We start from the raw sequence: 15,419 nt of genomic DNA on the forward strand, positions 1-15,419 counted from the left end.
CCATTCCTCTGCGACAGCCATTCAGTGTGACCAGAAAACGCAATGCCCGCATCATTGATCACGCCCTTATGGACAGGACCGGTGACCATCCCATCCAGCTCGCCAGATCGACACCCCTCGTGTGCATTTTGTAACAGGGTGAGCACATGCTCGACGTTATCTGTGCTCAACACCCCTGGTTGTACCTTGGCCACAACAGGCCGATGCACGACGGTCACTCGCCCAGCCTGATGCGCGTCTGTCGCTGACAGCGCCGACCGAAGGTCCGCAAACACCTGGAATTCCACCGATTTATTCAATAGCACCGCTCGCTGGTGAAGCACATCGGCGTCGCCAAAGACGATCAGTCGTGCCGGCCAATTCCGCTCAAGTGCCGCCAGAACAACATCAGGACCGATGCCAGCTGGCTCTCCAACAGTGATACCAAGCGTGATCACGCCGCCTCATCCAAGATCTTGACGTAAGCCTCGGCACGCAGTTGACGCAACCAAGTTTCTGCTGCCTCTTCAAATTTTCTCTGGAAAAGAATTCTTCGCGCCCGCTCCCGTTTGGCTTCTTCGGTTTGGTCGCTGGTCCGCCAACCTTCCACGCGCACAATGTGCCAACCGAACCGGCTGCGGAAAGGCATAGAAATTTCGCCTTCTTTCAATTGCTTAACAACTTCTTTAAATTCCGGAGTGTACACATCTGGGGATGCCCATCCCAAATCACCGCCCTCACTGGCGCTGCCGAGGTCTTCTGAATATTGCTTCGCCAGCGTCGCGAAGTCTGCGCCGTTGAGTACTTTTTCGCGAATTTCCATCAGTTTTTGACGGGCCTGTTCGTCTGAAAGTATTTTTGATGGCTTCAGCAAGATATGCCGTGCCCGAACTTCCCGCACCAGCTTTTGCTCCTCACCACCTTTTTTGTCCAATAGTTTAAGGATGTGCAAACCGCTGCCAGAACGCACCGGATCGGCCACTTCACCCACCTTGAGGCGTTTGGCAATCGGAACAAACAGGGTTGGCAACTGATTGGCGGTTCGCCACCCCATATCGCCCCCTTGCAACGCATCCTGACCGTCCGAATAGGCAACCGCCAAACGCGCAAAATCAGCCCCTGCGCGCAATTGTTTGACCAAGTCCGCCGCCTTTTGCCGAGCCGCTGCGATATCCTCGGGTGTTGCCGTCTCGGGGATAGCCACTAGGATATGGCCCAGCCGGTACTGCACCCGATTCGCCCCTTGTGCGTCCATCAGCTTGACCATATCATCCACTTCGCGTTCGCTGATAAACACTCGCCGTCCGACGAATCCTTGACGGATACGAGAAATCATAATTTCTTTTCGTAAATCTTCGCGAAACAGCGGGTAAGACTCGCCCTGCTGGGTGAGGCGCTCCTTAAATTGCGCCAACGTCATGCCATTTTTGCGTGCAATAGAGGCTATGGTGGCATTCAGCTCGGCATCGGACACGCGCACCCCGGCCCGCTCTGCCAGTTGCAACTGAATGCTGTCAAGAATCATACGTTCCAGCACCTGTTTTCTAAATTTTTTTTCGTCGGGCAATTGCACACCTTGTCGCTTTAACTGCGCTCGTACGGTTTCCAGTCGGCGCTCCAATTCGCTGTGTAAGATGACATCATCGTTCACAATGGCAATGATGCGTTCAAACACCACGGCGGTCGCATACGCCTGCCCCGACAGTCCCCACGCAAATAACCCGCCCAACAAAAACAATGCTAGTCTTTTCATATACATATCGTTTTCCATTCACCATCAATTCGAGAAAAAAGGATCTTGGTAGCCGCTGATACTCTTTTGTAGAAAACCAGTGTTGCCAAGTGAGCTTAGCCCCTTAAATACAAACTCCAAATAGAGTCCCGTGTTATAACGGCCAATCGTATTGGCCAACGGCTGCCCAAACGCATCCAAAGCGACGCTCAGATAGCGACGCTTAACCAACCTGATCGCCCAACAACAATCTTCATAAGCCACACCGGCCACCCATTCGATCGCCTGATCATTGGCCAAATCCCGATAATAGCGCCCGAGCATATGCCATTGCGGCGCCACCTGCCAGACCCCAGACAGATCGATCTGCTCCACACTACCGCCATCCACCAGCCGTCGGGTCCGATGTGCGACATTCAGCAAATGCTTATCGTCACGTCGATATTGCAACCGGAAGCTGGCGGCTTCTGTTTGTCCAGTATCCGGCCGCCACTCAATGGAGGAGCTGGCCTGCCAATGTTCATACGGAGACAACTGGGCATCAAAAAAAATAGGCGTCTCTTTTGCGTCGGTTTGGTTCACGACACTCGCTGCATCCGGAACGGATGAGACCAAATCAACCCGTGGCGACCGAAAATTCACCGCTTGACCAACGCCCCACCGGAACACTTCGCGGCCATCAGAGGCGGAATACAAACGTGAACTCACACCAACACTCAAACGATCAGCATCCCCCAAGCGGTCAATTCCAGTGTACCGGTTAGTCCGAAAAAGCCACTGATAGTTCCGTATCGGCGCCCCTGTATCGTACAACCCAATGTCCCGCTGATCTCTATAAGGCACATAGAGATAAAACAGCCGGGGCTCAAGCGTCTGTAGCCACTTATGTGAAAACAAACCGATGCGCCGCTCAAGATAAACACCAGCGTCCAGACTCACCATGGGCGTGGTGATCGTCAATTGATCCTGCTGACCTGACGGTTGGCGCTGTTCATAGTACCGCCAATCCAACATCCCGTTGAAGCGAAAGAAACCAGACAGGCCCTCTTTGGATAGCTGATAGCCAGTGCGCAAATGTATCCTATCGGCACTGGTCGCCGCATCGCGCTCAAAACGAACCGCCTCGCCGCTAATCGTCCAGTGGTCCTTCACTGGCTGATACTGGAAAGCCAACTGAGGGTAGCGGCGGTACGGATCGGTCTGAGCGTTTAACGCATCATCTGCCGACACGCGTGCAAGAAACTGCCATTCATCGTCAGCATAATCCAGCCTCCAGTCACGCCTGAGCTGTACGATACTGCTAGAATATAAATCGCGCCCCATGTCGAAGAAATAGCTGTCATCACTGACGCGATGATATTCCAGCGCCATTTTCCAGTGAGGGCCCCAACGGCTATCTTGGCGCCAGCGGAATTGGTAGCGCCGGCTGGGTGTTGGCGCCTCCGCCAACTTATCATCACCAAGATACCCAACGTCCACTTGTCCTTGCGAATGCTCACTTAAATAACGAAATTCGCTCTCCCACAGTGTTCCTCGTTCACTCATCCATCTTGGCGTCAGAGTCATGTCGTAATTCGGCGCCAAATTGAGGTAAATGGGTAATGCCAGCTCCTGTCCGTTAATGTCAGAATTTTCAAATACCGGAGCTAACAACCCGGAGGTGCGTTCATTTTTGGCCGGAAACAACAAGTAGGGCAAATAGAGTACGGGAACATCGCCAATATATAACAACATGTGCTTGGCGTGCCCGTAGCCAGTACGCGCATCAATTCCGATTTCAGCGGCTCGAATCTGCCAACTTTCGTCATCTTCCGGGCAGGTGGTATAAGCAGCATCACGTAACAGCAGACCAGATCGCACATCAATCTCGGCGTGACCCGCCTTTCCCCGGCCTGCACTCCCACGCAGCTGATACTGCGCACCATCCAGGGTCACTTTCTGTTGTCGGCTATCAGCTGTCAACTGCTCGGCATGCATCTGGACACTGTCCGATTCGAAGCGCAAATGTCCGCTCGCGCGAACCGCACCACTGGCCGCATCGATGGTGGCCTGATCGGCCAAGAACTGGCTATCCGGCAAACGCACCTCAACATTGCCCCGCGCCTCTGTTTGCTGTGCTTTGCTCACCAATTGCTCGGCGCGCACAGTCACTCCGGTCCTATTTTGTTCGGAACCACGACTGGGTGGCTGTGCCTGTGTCAACGTCGTCGGACACTGACCGGCAAGCAGAGCGCTCGGCATTGCCATCATCAGAAGCCATAGCATCGAGTGGGCGGTGCGTTTCATCAATAAATAACTATGGGTCAACTTTGTTGCCGCCAATGATAAACTATTTCACTGCAATGCTTGAGAGAAACTTGTTCATGATGACTGCTCACCTATCGCAAACCGATGCCCGACTTGGATTGCTTTGCCAATGGATTGAACAAACGCTTGGTTCCGTCACCAGAGTGTCGGCGATTTCGGGCGATGCGAGTTTTCGCCGATATTTTCGCTTTGTGCTTAACTCCGGACAGCGGGTCATTGGCGTCGATGCGCCGCCGGAATATGAAGATGTCCAGGCTTTTGTCAAAGTCCAGCAGCTACTCAAAAGCCTGGATGTGCGGGTTCCAGACCTTTACGCAGGGGATGTGATGCAGGGATTTTTAGCCCTCGAAGACCTTGGTGATGCCACATTATTTTCGGTGCTGAGCGAGGATAATGTTCATCATTGGTACGAACTCGCCTTGCGCATGGCAGCCACCATGGCAAGTGCCCGGCCCGATCAGGCACTCCCACCCTATGATGTCACACTGCTTGATAGGGAAATGCAGCTCTTCATTGATTGGTTGCTCGAACGCCATCTTGAGCTTCGACTATCCTGTCGCGAGAAAAACTGGCTGTATGACCATTTCGAGCGACTTAAGCAAATCATTGCCGTGCAGACTGTTGGCTTGGTGCATCGAGATTTTCATGCGCGCAACTTGATGGTCGTCGATCATAAGACGCTCGCCACCATTGATTTTCAAGATGCTGTTATCGGCCCCGTCACCTACGATCTGGTGTCACTTATCAAAGATTGTTATGTGCAATGGCCGCAAACGCTTCGTGACCGATGGTGTGATGCCTTCCGTGAGCAACTCAAAGCCAAGGGAGTGACTGTCCCTAGTCAAGAGGAATTTTTGTATTGGACAGACACTATGGGAATACAACGTCATCTCAAAGCAGCCGGAATTTTCGCGCGTCTTTGGCATCGTGATGGAAAACCGGGTTATTTGAAGGACATCCCTCGCACCTTAAGTTACATTGAACAAGCGGGTGCGCGCCATGACGCATGGCGAACACTCGGCGAATGGGTACAAGATGTGGTGCAACCGCGGCTGGCCGAGGTCCAGGAACAGTCATGACGCAATTGATTCGTACAGCGATGATTTTGGCCGCAGGCCTAGGAGAACGACTCAAGCCGCTGACCGATCACACCCCCAAACCACTGATGAGTGCGGGTGGCCTCACACTACTTGATTGGCACATGCTGCGCTTGCAAGCGCTCAACATTGACAGAGTCGTGATCAATATCAGTCATCTCGCCGAGCAAATTGAAACACATCTGAAAACGAAATGGGCAAACGCGCCTTTTGACATTATTGTGTCAAGAGAACCGACGCCGCTTGAAACCGCAGGCGGTATCGCCAATGCCCGACCATGGCTTGGCGACGCGCCCTTCCTCATCCTGAATGGCGACGTCTGGACCAATGCCGATCTCAATTTGGCACTCAATCGCCGCTGGCCCCAACATTCGTTTGCGCATTTGTTTTTGGTGCCGAACCCCCGCCATCATCCGGAAGGTGATTTTTTTCTTGACCAAGACGGCCGGGTATCGTGCGCACCGCCTGGTCTGCGAATAACTTACGCCGGACTTGGCGTATTTTCTCCTGCGTTGTTTGACCCTCTCGACGCGAACGCCGGCCGTCTTGGCCCGTTTTTGCGAAAATGGGCCATGGAAGGCCGTGTGACAGGCTCGCTTCTCGATGGCTGCTGGTTTGATGTCGGCACGCCAAAACGACTGCGGCAATGGCAGCGTTTCATGGAGGAAGCATCGGCATGACCGTTGTCACCGGCCGTTTTTTTCTGGCGCTGGCTGGCTGGGCGCTTTTTGATTTCTGGGGCGCTTTGTTCGGCTTTTTGTTCGGCTGGTGGCTTGACCATCACTTGCGAAAACACCTATGGACGAACAAGCGTCACCACACCGCATCACAATATTATCTGCACGCACTATTTGCCCTGATGGGGCGTCTGGCCAAAGCCGACGGCCATGTTAGCCCAGAAGAAATTCAGTGGGCATCATCGCAGATGAAAATGCTCGGCCTATCCGAGACATTGGTGGAGCAAGCCAAGCAGTGGTTTCGTGACGGCAGAGACACGAACGACCTAAGCCCCATCATTCGCATGGCAAGAAAACACCTGACACGTGCACAACGGCGCCAACTTATCCAACAACTTGCCACCCTGTTTGAGACCGTAGGCAATCATGGTACGCAGCAAGCGCTCTGGCAACACATCGCTCAGCAATTGGGGCTCTCCGTCAAACAAACCCATAAAATCTTGGCTAAGACCTTGCGCAATAGAATGTTGACAACGCTCGCGATGGCCTATCAAACGCTGGAAATATCACCGGATTGTAATGACGCTGAAGTCAAACGAGCCTACCGACGCAAAATGATGCAACTACACCCAGACCGCCACTTCGCAAGACACGCAAATGCTGAAGACCTCAGCCACACCACAGAACAAATGAAACGGGTCCAGGAAGCCTATCGAACCATACGGGAAAGTCGAACAAAACAGGCAGCAAAAAATCTTGACCCTTGAACTTTGTCAATAAAGCCTTATCTAAACAAGCGTTGTCTTCGTTGTTAACCCGCATCCAACGCGTCCTCAAAATAAAAGAATAAGGGTGACGCATACTTAGGGGAGAACCATCGTGATACAAGTCGAGCAGCTAACCAAATACTTTGGTGACTTTGTTGCAGTAGATGGCCTATCCTTTTCCGTCAAGCCAGGCGAAGTGTTGGGCTTCCTTGGTCCAAACGGCGCTGGTAAGTCTACCACCATGAAAATGATCACTGGCTATTTGGCGGCCGACAAAGGACGTGTGCTCATTAATGGTCAGGATGTCGCCGAGGCTGGTGTTCATGTCAAAAAGACATTCGGCTATCTGCCGGAAGGCGCGCCGGCATACCAGGAAATGACTGTCTTTGAATTTCTCCGCTTCGTGGCAGAAGTCAGAGACATTCCTGAGCACAGGCTGATGGAGGCCATTGATCGTGTTGTGCACCTTGTCGATTTATCGTCAGTCATCGCCCAGCCGATAGAGACTTTATCTAAAGGATACAAGCGTAGGGTTGGATTGGCGCAAGCGCTGATTCATGATCCGCAAATTCTGATTCTCGATGAACCAACGGACGGACTGGATCCCAACCAGAAACATCAGGTTCGTGAACTCATTCGCAACCTGTCTCGAGACAAAATTGTCATCATATCGACACATATTCTGGAAGAAGTCACGGCAGTCTGCACGCGGGCCTTGATCATTCGTCGCGGTAAAAAAGTGTTCGATGGCCTGCCTAGCGAACTGCTCGAACAATCCGAATACCATAACGCAGTTTCCATTGTGTTCCGGAAGCCCCCCGAGGTTTCCATCGAAACCATCGTGCAATTACCGCCAGTGCAGCGGGTCGAGTGCCCACATCCAGAGCATTGGATCGTCATTCCCAAGCCGGGCGAAACACCGCTTGCGCAAGTTCAAGCCTGGCTAGAAGCGCAAAATATGCCGGTTGCGGCCATTTATCCCGAGCCGGGTCGCCTTGATGATGTATTCCGTCGCCTGACTACGGAGGTAAGCCACCATGAGTAAGATGTGGAGCATTGCACGACGCGAATGGAACAGTTATTTCGCCACACCTTTGGCTTACGTTTTCATTGCCATTTTTCTCATGTTGTCCGCGGCGTTTACTTTTTACCTCGGCAACTTCTACGAACGTGGACAAGCTGACTTGCTGCCGTTTTTCAACTTTCACCCATGGCTCTACCTGTTTCTCGTCCCAGCGATCAGCATGCGCTCTTGGGCCGAAGAACGAAAAAGCGGCACCCTTGAGCTGCTTTTGACTTTACCGCTTAAGTTACGAGACGCGGTGCTGGGTAAGTTTTTTGCCGCGTGGGGTGTGGTGGGCTTATCACTGTTGCTGACCTTCCCGATTTGGCTGACCGTGAACTATCTGGGAGACCCCGACAACGGCGCGATTTTAGCGAGCTACCTTGGCAGTTTTATCATGGCAGGAGCGTTTCTCGCCATTGGCCAAGCCATTTCGGCACTGACCAACAATCAAGTCGTTGCCTTTATTTTGACGGTTGTTGTCTGCTTGTTGCTGATACTGGCTGGCCACCCAATGGTGCTTGACGTTTTCTCTGGTTGGGCGCCTCAGTCCGTCGTTGACACCATTGCGTCATTCAGCTTTTTGGCACATTTCGATGCCATACAAAAAGGCGTCATCGACATTCGCGACCTCATTTACTTTGGGGGACTGATGGCAACCTGGCTGATTGCAACAGCCATCATCATCGATATGAAAAAGGCAGATTAACAGGAGCGCGCCATGCACAAAAAACTCAATGCAAAAATCGGGCTTGCGCTACTCACTTTTGTTTTTATCGCCACGATGGTGGTCGCCAACGTGATATTTTCAGGGTGGCGCATGGACTTCACCGAAGAGAAACTCTATACCCTTTCAGATGGCACCCGTCATTTGTTGAAAAAAATTGAAGAACCCATTGAACTGCGCTTTTACTTCTCGGACGAAGCCTCTAAAGCCGTTCCAGCGCTACGCAACTACGCCCAACAGATACGGGAAATTCTGGAAGCCTATGCCGATCTCTCTGGTGGCAGGATTCAATTGAGAGTCATTGATCCTGAGCCATTCTCGGAAGCCGAAGACGAAGCGGCTGCATTTGGCTTACAACCCATTGACGTTGGCACCGGCGAAAAAATCTATTTTGGTTTGGTTGGCATCAACTCGACGGACGGACAAGAAACCATTCCCTTGTTTAATATTGATCGGGCCGATACGTTGGAATATGACATCAGCCGGCTTATCTACAAATTGAACCAGACAAAGCCTGTTGTCGTGGGCTTGATCACCTCTCTCCCAGCCACGGGCGGTTTTTCCATCGTGCAAAGAAGGCCGACGCCCGCCTGGCTTGCCATTCAACAATTACAACAAATGTTCGAAGTCAAAACGCTCACCAAAGACATTGAGCAGGTGCCGGCCGACATCAACGTGCTCGTGCTATTGCATCCCAAAGGGCTGTCAGAAAAAGCGTTGAAGGCCATCGATCAATTCGTCACTCGAGGAGGCCGCCTTTTGGTTTTTGTTGACCCGCTTGCGGAGATGGCTCAAGCGGACCAGGCCATGATGGCGGGCCAGTTCCCCGGCAGCAAATCGTCTAATTTGCCCAAATTGTTCAAAGCTTGGGGCATCGAATTCGATGCCGAGCATGTCGTTTTAGATGCGCTCAATGGCCTTGAGATCGTCACCCAAAACAATGCCACCGTTCGCCATCCTGGCATTCTGGGACTCAAAGAAAATGCGCTCAATTCAGACGATGTCATCACGCGCGGCTTGTCAATGTTGACCTTGTCGAGCACAGGCCATTTCAAAAAACTTGACAACGCCTCTATGCAGATACAACCGTTGCTGACCTCCAGCGAGCAGGCCATGTTGGTCGACAGCACACGCATGCAAATGCTGCGCGACCCCACAACGCTCATTAAAGACTTCAAGGCAAGCGGAGAACGTTACTGGCTAGCGGTTCGACTCACGGGGACGCCACCCAGTGCCTTTGAACAGGCAACCAAGCAGGACAAGCAGAACACTCAGACATCCGCCAAGGCAAACATCATCCTTGTTGCTGACACCGATGTCTTGAGCGATCGCCTATGGGTGCAGTTCCGAAATTTCTTCGGTCAGCGCATCGCCTATCCTTGGGCTGGTAATGGCGCATTTCTGATCAACGCGGTGGAAAACCTAAGCGGCAGCGACGACTTGATCGCCATTCGTTCGCGTGCCCGTCATTTGCGGCCATTTACCACCGTCGATGCCCTCCGGGTCGCTGCAGAAGCACGCTTCCGCGATAAAGAGCGCGAATTGCAGGCACGCTTGACCGAAACCGAAAACAAGTTGTCTGAGCTGCAAAAACAAAAACCCAATGAGCAGGCACTCGTGCTGTCGCCAGAGCAAAAAGCGGCCATTGAACGGTTTGAGCAGGAGCGCCTGCGTATTCGCAAAGAGTTACGACAAGTCCAGCATCAACTTAACCAGGACATTGACCAACTGGGCAGTTGGCTCAAATTCTTGAACATCATTCTCATGCCCATTGTCCTGACACTTATGCTGGCATTGCTCATGTCCATAGTGCGTCGCCGACGCCATCACATCATGTCGCACTGACAGGAGGATTGGCATGAACAAACAAACCATTATGGGGCTTACCGTAGTTGCAGTCATCCTGTCATTGGCTGCTTACTTTGCCTATCAACCCACTCCAGAGCAATTTGCACCAAAACTTTGGCTGCCTGATCTTGCAAATAAAATTGAGCAGGTTGATACCATTGAAGTGCAGAAAAAAGGAAAAGGAGAAGTCCACCTGAATCAAAAAGACAATGGCTGGCGCGTCAAGGAAAAATACGACTATCCTGCCTCTCTCGAGAAAATCCGCGACTTGATCGGCGCATTGCAAGAGGCCGAAATCAAAGCGAAAAAAACCGCCGATCCAAACAAACACGCACGGCTCGAACTGACGGCCGAGCAAGCCACTCGCATTCGCATGCTGAGCGGGAACGATGTGCTGCTAGACGTCATGGTAGGCAAACAAGGGCCGAACTATCAGGGGCGATACGTGCGCTTAAGCGATAGCAACCAGACCTATTGGATTGATAAAAACCTGGATGTTTCGCTAGATGCAGTTCATTGGCTTGATCGAGACCTGATTAGCATTGAACCGGCCCAAGTTAAACGAGTGACTTATCAAGCTCAGGGCGCCAAGAAGCCTCTGATCGTCGAAAGGCACTCGCCGACTGATAAGCATTTTTCGGTGCGTGATTTACCCCAAGATCGAGCGCTGGCATTCGAAGGCGCCGCAGATGTCGCCGATACTGTCTTACTCGGGCTACGGCTTGAAGATGTCATGCCGCGGCCTGCCAATACACCTCAAAAGCCAGTATTCACCACCACCGTCGACACCTTTGATGGCAAACACGTGGTGATCCGTATGTTTGAACCGAAGGAAAACGAACTTTGGGCGGAATTTGATGTCAGCTTCTTGCCTGAAAATATCGTTCAAACACAAACAAGTGCACCAAGCGATAAACCGTTAGATGACCAAATGGAGAAATGGAAAAACCAAGCCAACGCATTGGCTACCCGTTTAGCCCCATGGCGCTATAAGCTGTCTAGTTATCAAAGCCAGGTGCTACGCAAAAAGCTTGAGGATTTCACCCGTGTCAAAAAGGAAGAGAAATCATCGAATGAAGGCAGCCAGGCGGCTACACCGACAAAACCTGCCAGCGCTTCACGTGACGGTTAAAAAGCACCTGACAGAAAAAGCCGCCCGGAGGCGGCTTTTTTGTTCGATATGGTGGCCGGGGGCAGAATCGAACTGCCGACACGCGGATTTTCAGTCCGCTGCTCTACCGACTGAGCTACCCGGCCACAAGTGGTGCGTATTAAAGCGATTCAGACAGATGAAGTCAAGGGGACAATAAAATTTTCTTGGCAAATGGCGGCCATTGTCAAAGAATGGCCGCCTACGCTCATGACTTTGCTTGCTTGCGGGCCGCTTTTTTACGGCGAGCATTGCCAAACGTGCCTCGCCAAATTTTTCCGCGGCGCGTACGGATATCACCTTTACCCATTGCGTTTCTCCCATCTTATGACGAGCGCTTGATTATAGCCAACATCTTGAAATTTCGCTACTTTGCCCAATCCTTCTGCTAACGTAAATTTCATTCAGGGGAGGCACCATGTTTCGACGAATTGCGTTATTTTTAGCCACAAACCTTGCCGTCATCGCACTTTTGACCACCTCGCTTCACCTAGTTGGGATTGAGCCCTATTTGCGTGCTAACGGTATTAATGTCACAGCGCTGCTCGCTTTTGCAGCAGTGTTTGGTTTTGGTGGCGCGCTCATCTCCCTTGCCATGTCTAAATGGATGGCCATACATTCAGTGGGCGCACACGTCATCGACCAACCTGCCACGCCAGCCGAGCAATGGCTCGTCTCAACCGTTCAACGCTTAGCAGAACAGGCGGATATTGGCATGCCGGATGTAGCCATCTACGAAAGTCCGGATGTCAATGCGTTTGCCACCGGGATGAACCGACATCACGCACTTGTCGCGGTGTCTACCGGATTGCTACACAATATGACGGAAGACGAAATCGAAGCGGTTTTGGCCCATGAGGTCTCTCACATTGCCAATGGTGATATGGTCACCCTGACCTTGATTCAAGGCGTGGTCAATACTTTCGTGATATTTTTGTCGCGAATCATTGGCGCCATCGTTGATAAGGCCATATTTCGCACCGAACGAGGTTATGGACCGGGTTACTTTATCACCGTCATTGTCTCCGAACTGTTGCTCGGGCTGGTGGCCACTGTTATTGTTATATGGTTTTCTCGGCAGCGTGAGTTTCGTGCAGACGCTGGTGGGGCCCGACTGGCTGGTCGTGATAAGATGATTGCCGCGCTGCAGCGATTGCAACACGTCCATGCCGATCCTCTGCCGAGCGAATTGGCAGCGTTTGGCATCGCTGGCGGCTTTGCTCGCGGCATCCGCCGCCTGTTTATGAGTCATCCGCCGCTTGAGGAACGTATTACCGCCTTGCAGCACGCAACCTATGCCTGACAAATCGGAGTGAATGTATGCCGCAACGCACCAACCCGACCCGCTTAAAAATTCGACGACCAGATGACTGGCACGTTCATCTACGCGATGGTGCGCTTTTAGATATGGTCGTCCAACATTCCGCGCGCCAGTTTGGCCGCGTTCTCGTTATGCCCAATCTCGTGCCGCCAATCCGCTCCGCTGCAGAGGCTTTAGCGTACCGTGAACGCATCCTGCGAGCCCTAGCGCCGGAGGCCCGCCTTCAACCCATGATGACACTGTACCTAACCGATGAAACCGAACCGCGGGACATCATTGATGCCAAAATGACAGGCGTCATCCCAGCGGCAAAGCTCTATCCGGCGGGGGCGACAACAAACTCACAGTTTGGTGTCACACACCTCCGACGGTTATACGGCGTCTTGGAGACCATGCAGGAACATGGTCTGGTACTGTGCGTGCATGGCGAAGTTGTCGATGACGCAATCGATATTTTCGATCGCGAAAAGGTATTCATTGACCAAGTGCTCAAGCCTCTGACTCAGGACTTCCCGGCACTCCGGATTGTGTTCGAACACATCACCACTCGTGACGCGGTCGAATTCGTTGAAAGTGCTCCCGACAATGTGGCCGCCACAATCACCCCACATCACTTGCTCTACGATCGAAATCACATGCTGGTTGGCGGCCTACGTCCTCACCTCTACTGCTTGCCGATTCTCAAGCGGTCAAATCATCGTGAGGCGCTTATCAAGGCTGCAACATCCGGCAACCCAAGGTTTTTTCTCGGCTCTGACAGCGCACCACACCCCCGCCACAAAAAAGAATCTGCCTGCGGTTGTGCCGGCATTTACAGTGCGCATGCAGCCATTGAGTTTTATGCAGAAGTCTTTGAGCAGGAAAACGCGCTCGACAAGTTGGAAGGTTTTGCCAGTGAATTTGGGGCGCGTTTTTATGGTCTGCCGCTCAATCAAGACTATATCGTACTGGAAAAGACAAGCTGGAAAATACCGGCAGCACTGCATTTTGATGAACACGTCGTCGTGCCGCTCAAGGCGGACGAATATGTGGCCTGGAAATTGGGGGACGAAATCTGAATGGGCCAGCGCCAACCATCGTGCTTGTCGGAAATGGCAGGCTTGGTGCCGCGTGGCGCTATGAGCTTAACAAGCTCGGTGTCTCCCTATCGCAATCACGGCTTGATCCGACGTATGGTCTGACTGATATTCGGGGCACCATTGACCACCTCATCGTCATCATTGCTAACCGACACAGAACGGGTCAGCCGAAATGGTCCTGGCGCTCCATCTTGAAAGGACTTGGCCAACAAGTTGAACGACGGCAGCTCACGATCACACATTTGACGCTCGTCAGCAGCACCCGCGTCTACGACGGGGTGACCTCAGGTATTGTGACTGCGGCCACGCCAGCTTGTCCTCAGTCAGAACAGGGACTTGGGCTGTTTATTGCCGAATCGCTGGCGCGCCGTATCGCAAAGTATTCGCATATCGTGCGAGCCTCCGGCCTGTACGGGCCAAACTACCCAACCTATCAAGCCATACTCAAGCGCAGCGCTGATAGACCTCGTTTTGGTGTGCACGAAACAGTAGTCAAACAAACCTTGACTGAGCTCCTAACAACGCCAATTTTCGACCATACAATCGACCTTCTTACCGACGGATTTTGTTACTACGGAGATCAACGTTACAAGGTGCCACACCACCCATTCATTGCGCAACTTGCGACACAGCACCGGATCTTGATGCGAAGCCGAGTGGTTGGCTGAAGTTTTCACCAATCTTGCCGAAACTGCCAAAGTGTTTCGTTCAGTCTCGGTTCACGTCAACTATGCTTTCATAATGATTGAGAGAACTGCCACAAGCGGAGTTGGCCATGCACCTAAAATCAACTTTCTTCACAATCCTTGCGATCATCGCGCTTGCGCTGTCAAGCGCCCATGCCGATGACTGGGACGACGAATGGGATGACGACTTCGATCGCGATGCCATCGCCAGACTCGTGGCCCCCATCGCGCTTTACCCAGATGCGATAGTGTCGCAAATCCTAGTGGCGGCTACCTACCCTCTCGAAGTGGTTGAAGCGGCTCGGTGGCTCAAAAAACACCCTCATTATCGCGGACAACGAGCGGTTGAAGCCGCCAAGGCACAAGGCTGGGATCCCAGCGTGCAGTCGCTCGTGGCCTTCCCGGAACTCCTGCAACGTATGAGCCAGAATTTACGCTGGTTGCAGCGACTGGGTGAAGCTTTCCTCACCGATGAAGCGGAAGTCCTCGCGGTTATCCAGGATTTGCGTCAGCAGGCCGATCAGGCAGGTCGCCTGGATGAGTTTGACAATATTGTCGTGGTGCGAGAGCCACGTAAGCGCATTATCGTGCTGGAGCCAAGGCGAACGGACGTGATTTATCTACCTTATTATGACCCCTACTATGTTTTCGCTGGCTGGCACTACATTGATGACCCGATCGTTTGGTATCCACCGCACCATCATTACTTTGTCCGGCCTGTCTTCTGGACCCCAGGTTTTAGACTTTCATTTGGCCTTTTTTGGACAGGGATACATTGGCACCATCATCGTGTGATCATTTGGCAAAGACCGAGGCATATCTACCGTTATCGCGACATCAGGCGCGTACGTATAGGCACCGATGTGACCGTCTGGCGGCACAATCCGCAGCATCGTCGCGGGGCAATTTATCGTAGCCACACATTGCGCACGCAATACCCGGTCCGCCGTCAGATCACAACATCATCGCGCGTCCACCCCGACCAG

15 protein-coding genes and 1 tRNA gene are annotated in these 15,419 nt (G+C 52.4%); 11 read left to right on the forward strand and 5 right to left on the reverse strand.

The window, feature by feature from the left end:
* The 3 genes from pdxA to lptD form a co-directional block, all read right to left on the reverse strand.
* Window positions 1-437: 4-hydroxythreonine-4-phosphate dehydrogenase (pdxA, locus tag D6694_06950; protein RMH43478.1), on the reverse strand; the 437-nt coding region annotated here is incomplete at its 3' end.
* On the reverse strand, window positions 434-1,750 hold the full coding sequence (gene surA, locus D6694_06955) for a peptidylprolyl isomerase SurA (protein ID RMH43479.1): 1,317 nt from the start codon (window positions 1,748-1,750) through the stop codon (window positions 434-436). The genes pdxA and surA, both read right to left, overlap by 4 nt.
* 6 nt (window positions 1,751-1,756) lie before the next feature.
* Window positions 1,757-4,033 carry an LPS-assembly protein LptD gene (lptD, locus tag D6694_06960; GenBank protein RMH43480.1) on the reverse strand — a complete coding sequence of 759 codons (2,277 nt, stop codon included), beginning with the start codon at window positions 4,031-4,033 and terminating at the stop codon, window positions 1,757-1,759.
* Here lptD and D6694_06965 point away from each other — a divergent pair.
* The 7 genes from D6694_06965 to D6694_06995 all read left to right on the forward strand — a co-directional run bounded on the left by D6694_06965 (window position 4,033) and on the right by D6694_06995 (window position 11,329).
* Window positions 4,033-5,097, forward strand: coding sequence for an aminoglycoside phosphotransferase (locus D6694_06965; protein ID RMH43481.1), 1,065 nt, complete (start codon window positions 4,033-4,035; stop codon window positions 5,095-5,097). The genes lptD and D6694_06965 overlap by 1 nt on opposite strands.
* The gene (locus D6694_06970; protein ID RMH43482.1) at window positions 5,094-5,795 is read left to right on the forward strand and encodes a nucleotidyltransferase family protein; all 702 of its coding nucleotides are present in this window, start codon (window positions 5,094-5,096) and stop codon (window positions 5,793-5,795) included. The genes D6694_06965 and D6694_06970 overlap by 4 nt, the downstream gene beginning before the upstream one ends.
* Window positions 5,762-6,559: a hypothetical protein gene (locus D6694_06975; GenBank protein RMH43483.1), complete on the forward strand. Its 798-nt coding sequence runs from the start codon at window positions 5,762-5,764 to the stop codon at window positions 6,557-6,559. The genes D6694_06970 and D6694_06975 overlap by 34 nt, the downstream gene beginning before the upstream one ends.
* A 112-nt stretch (window positions 6,560-6,671) precedes the next feature.
* The gene (locus D6694_06980; GenBank protein RMH43484.1) at window positions 6,672-7,604 is read left to right on the forward strand and encodes an ABC transporter ATP-binding protein; all 933 of its coding nucleotides are present in this window, start codon (window positions 6,672-6,674) and stop codon (window positions 7,602-7,604) included.
* Window positions 7,597-8,331: an ABC transporter permease gene (locus tag D6694_06985; GenBank protein RMH43485.1), complete on the forward strand. Its 735-nt coding sequence runs from the start codon at window positions 7,597-7,599 to the stop codon at window positions 8,329-8,331. Before D6694_06980 ends, D6694_06985 begins: the two co-directional genes overlap by 8 nt.
* A 12-nt stretch (window positions 8,332-8,343) precedes the next feature.
* On the forward strand, window positions 8,344-10,194 hold the full coding sequence (locus D6694_06990; protein RMH43486.1) for an ABC transporter: 1,851 nt from the start codon (window positions 8,344-8,346) through the stop codon (window positions 10,192-10,194).
* 13 nt (window positions 10,195-10,207) lie between these two features.
* Window positions 10,208-11,329, forward strand: coding sequence for a DUF4340 domain-containing protein (locus tag D6694_06995; GenBank protein ID RMH43487.1), 1,122 nt, complete (start codon window positions 10,208-10,210; stop codon window positions 11,327-11,329).
* A 49-nt stretch (window positions 11,330-11,378) separates the two neighbouring features.
* On the opposite strand, the gene D6694_07000 is transcribed toward D6694_06995, so the two are convergent.
* Both D6694_07000 and D6694_07005 read right to left on the reverse strand, forming a co-directional pair.
* A tRNA-Phe gene (locus D6694_07000) sits at window positions 11,379-11,454 on the reverse strand.
* A gap of 101 nt (window positions 11,455-11,555) precedes the next feature.
* Window positions 11,556-11,657, reverse strand: a complete 102-nt coding sequence (locus D6694_07005) for a 30S ribosomal protein THX (protein RMH43488.1) — start codon at window positions 11,655-11,657, stop codon at window positions 11,556-11,558.
* 108 nt (window positions 11,658-11,765) lie between these two features.
* Between D6694_07005 and htpX the strand changes: the two genes are divergently transcribed.
* The 4 genes from htpX to D6694_07025 form a co-directional block, all read left to right on the forward strand.
* Window positions 11,766-12,650, forward strand: coding sequence for a protease HtpX (gene htpX / locus D6694_07010; protein RMH43489.1), 885 nt, complete (start codon window positions 11,766-11,768; stop codon window positions 12,648-12,650).
* Between the two features lie 17 nt (window positions 12,651-12,667).
* Window positions 12,668-13,726 carry a dihydroorotase gene (locus D6694_07015; protein ID RMH43490.1) on the forward strand — a complete coding sequence of 353 codons (1,059 nt, stop codon included), beginning with the start codon at window positions 12,668-12,670 and terminating at the stop codon, window positions 13,724-13,726.
* Between the two features lie 20 nt (window positions 13,727-13,746).
* Complete coding sequence (locus D6694_07020) at window positions 13,747-14,415, forward strand: hypothetical protein (GenBank protein RMH43491.1); 669 nt, start codon at window positions 13,747-13,749, stop codon at window positions 14,413-14,415.
* A 107-nt stretch (window positions 14,416-14,522) separates the two neighbouring features.
* Window positions 14,523-15,419 (forward strand): DUF3300 domain-containing protein (locus tag D6694_07025; protein RMH43492.1); only part of this gene is annotated, 897 nt, incomplete at its 3' end.

It is taken from the genome of Gammaproteobacteria bacterium, from assembly GCA_003696665.1.
GTDB lineage: Bacteria > Pseudomonadota > Gammaproteobacteria > Enterobacterales.

Excerpts from the sequence above, each read along its gene's own strand:
- D6694_06995 (RMH43487.1), top strand. The coding sequence starts at position 10,208 with ATGAACAAACAAACCATTATGGGGCTTACCGTAGTTGCAGTCATCCTG.
- D6694_07005 (RMH43488.1), bottom strand. The coding sequence starts at position 11,657 with ATGGGTAAAGGTGATATCCGTACGCGCCGCGGAAAAATTTGGCGAGGC.
- D6694_06965 (RMH43481.1), top strand. The coding sequence starts at position 4,033 with ATGATAAACTATTTCACTGCAATGCTTGAGAGAAACTTGTTCATGATG.
- D6694_06975 (RMH43483.1), top strand. The coding sequence starts at position 5,762 with ATGGCAGCGTTTCATGGAGGAAGCATCGGCATGACCGTTGTCACCGGC.
- D6694_06970 (RMH43482.1), top strand. The coding sequence starts at position 5,094 with ATGACGCAATTGATTCGTACAGCGATGATTTTGGCCGCAGGCCTAGGA.
- D6694_06990 (RMH43486.1), top strand. The coding sequence starts at position 8,344 with ATGCACAAAAAACTCAATGCAAAAATCGGGCTTGCGCTACTCACTTTT.
- htpX (RMH43489.1), top strand. The coding sequence starts at position 11,766 with ATGTTTCGACGAATTGCGTTATTTTTAGCCACAAACCTTGCCGTCATC.
- D6694_06985 (RMH43485.1), top strand. The coding sequence starts at position 7,597 with ATGAGTAAGATGTGGAGCATTGCACGACGCGAATGGAACAGTTATTTC.
- surA (RMH43479.1), bottom strand. The coding sequence starts at position 1,750 with ATGGAAAACGATATGTATATGAAAAGACTAGCATTGTTTTTGTTGGGC.
- D6694_07015 (RMH43490.1), top strand. The coding sequence starts at position 12,668 with ATGCCGCAACGCACCAACCCGACCCGCTTAAAAATTCGACGACCAGAT.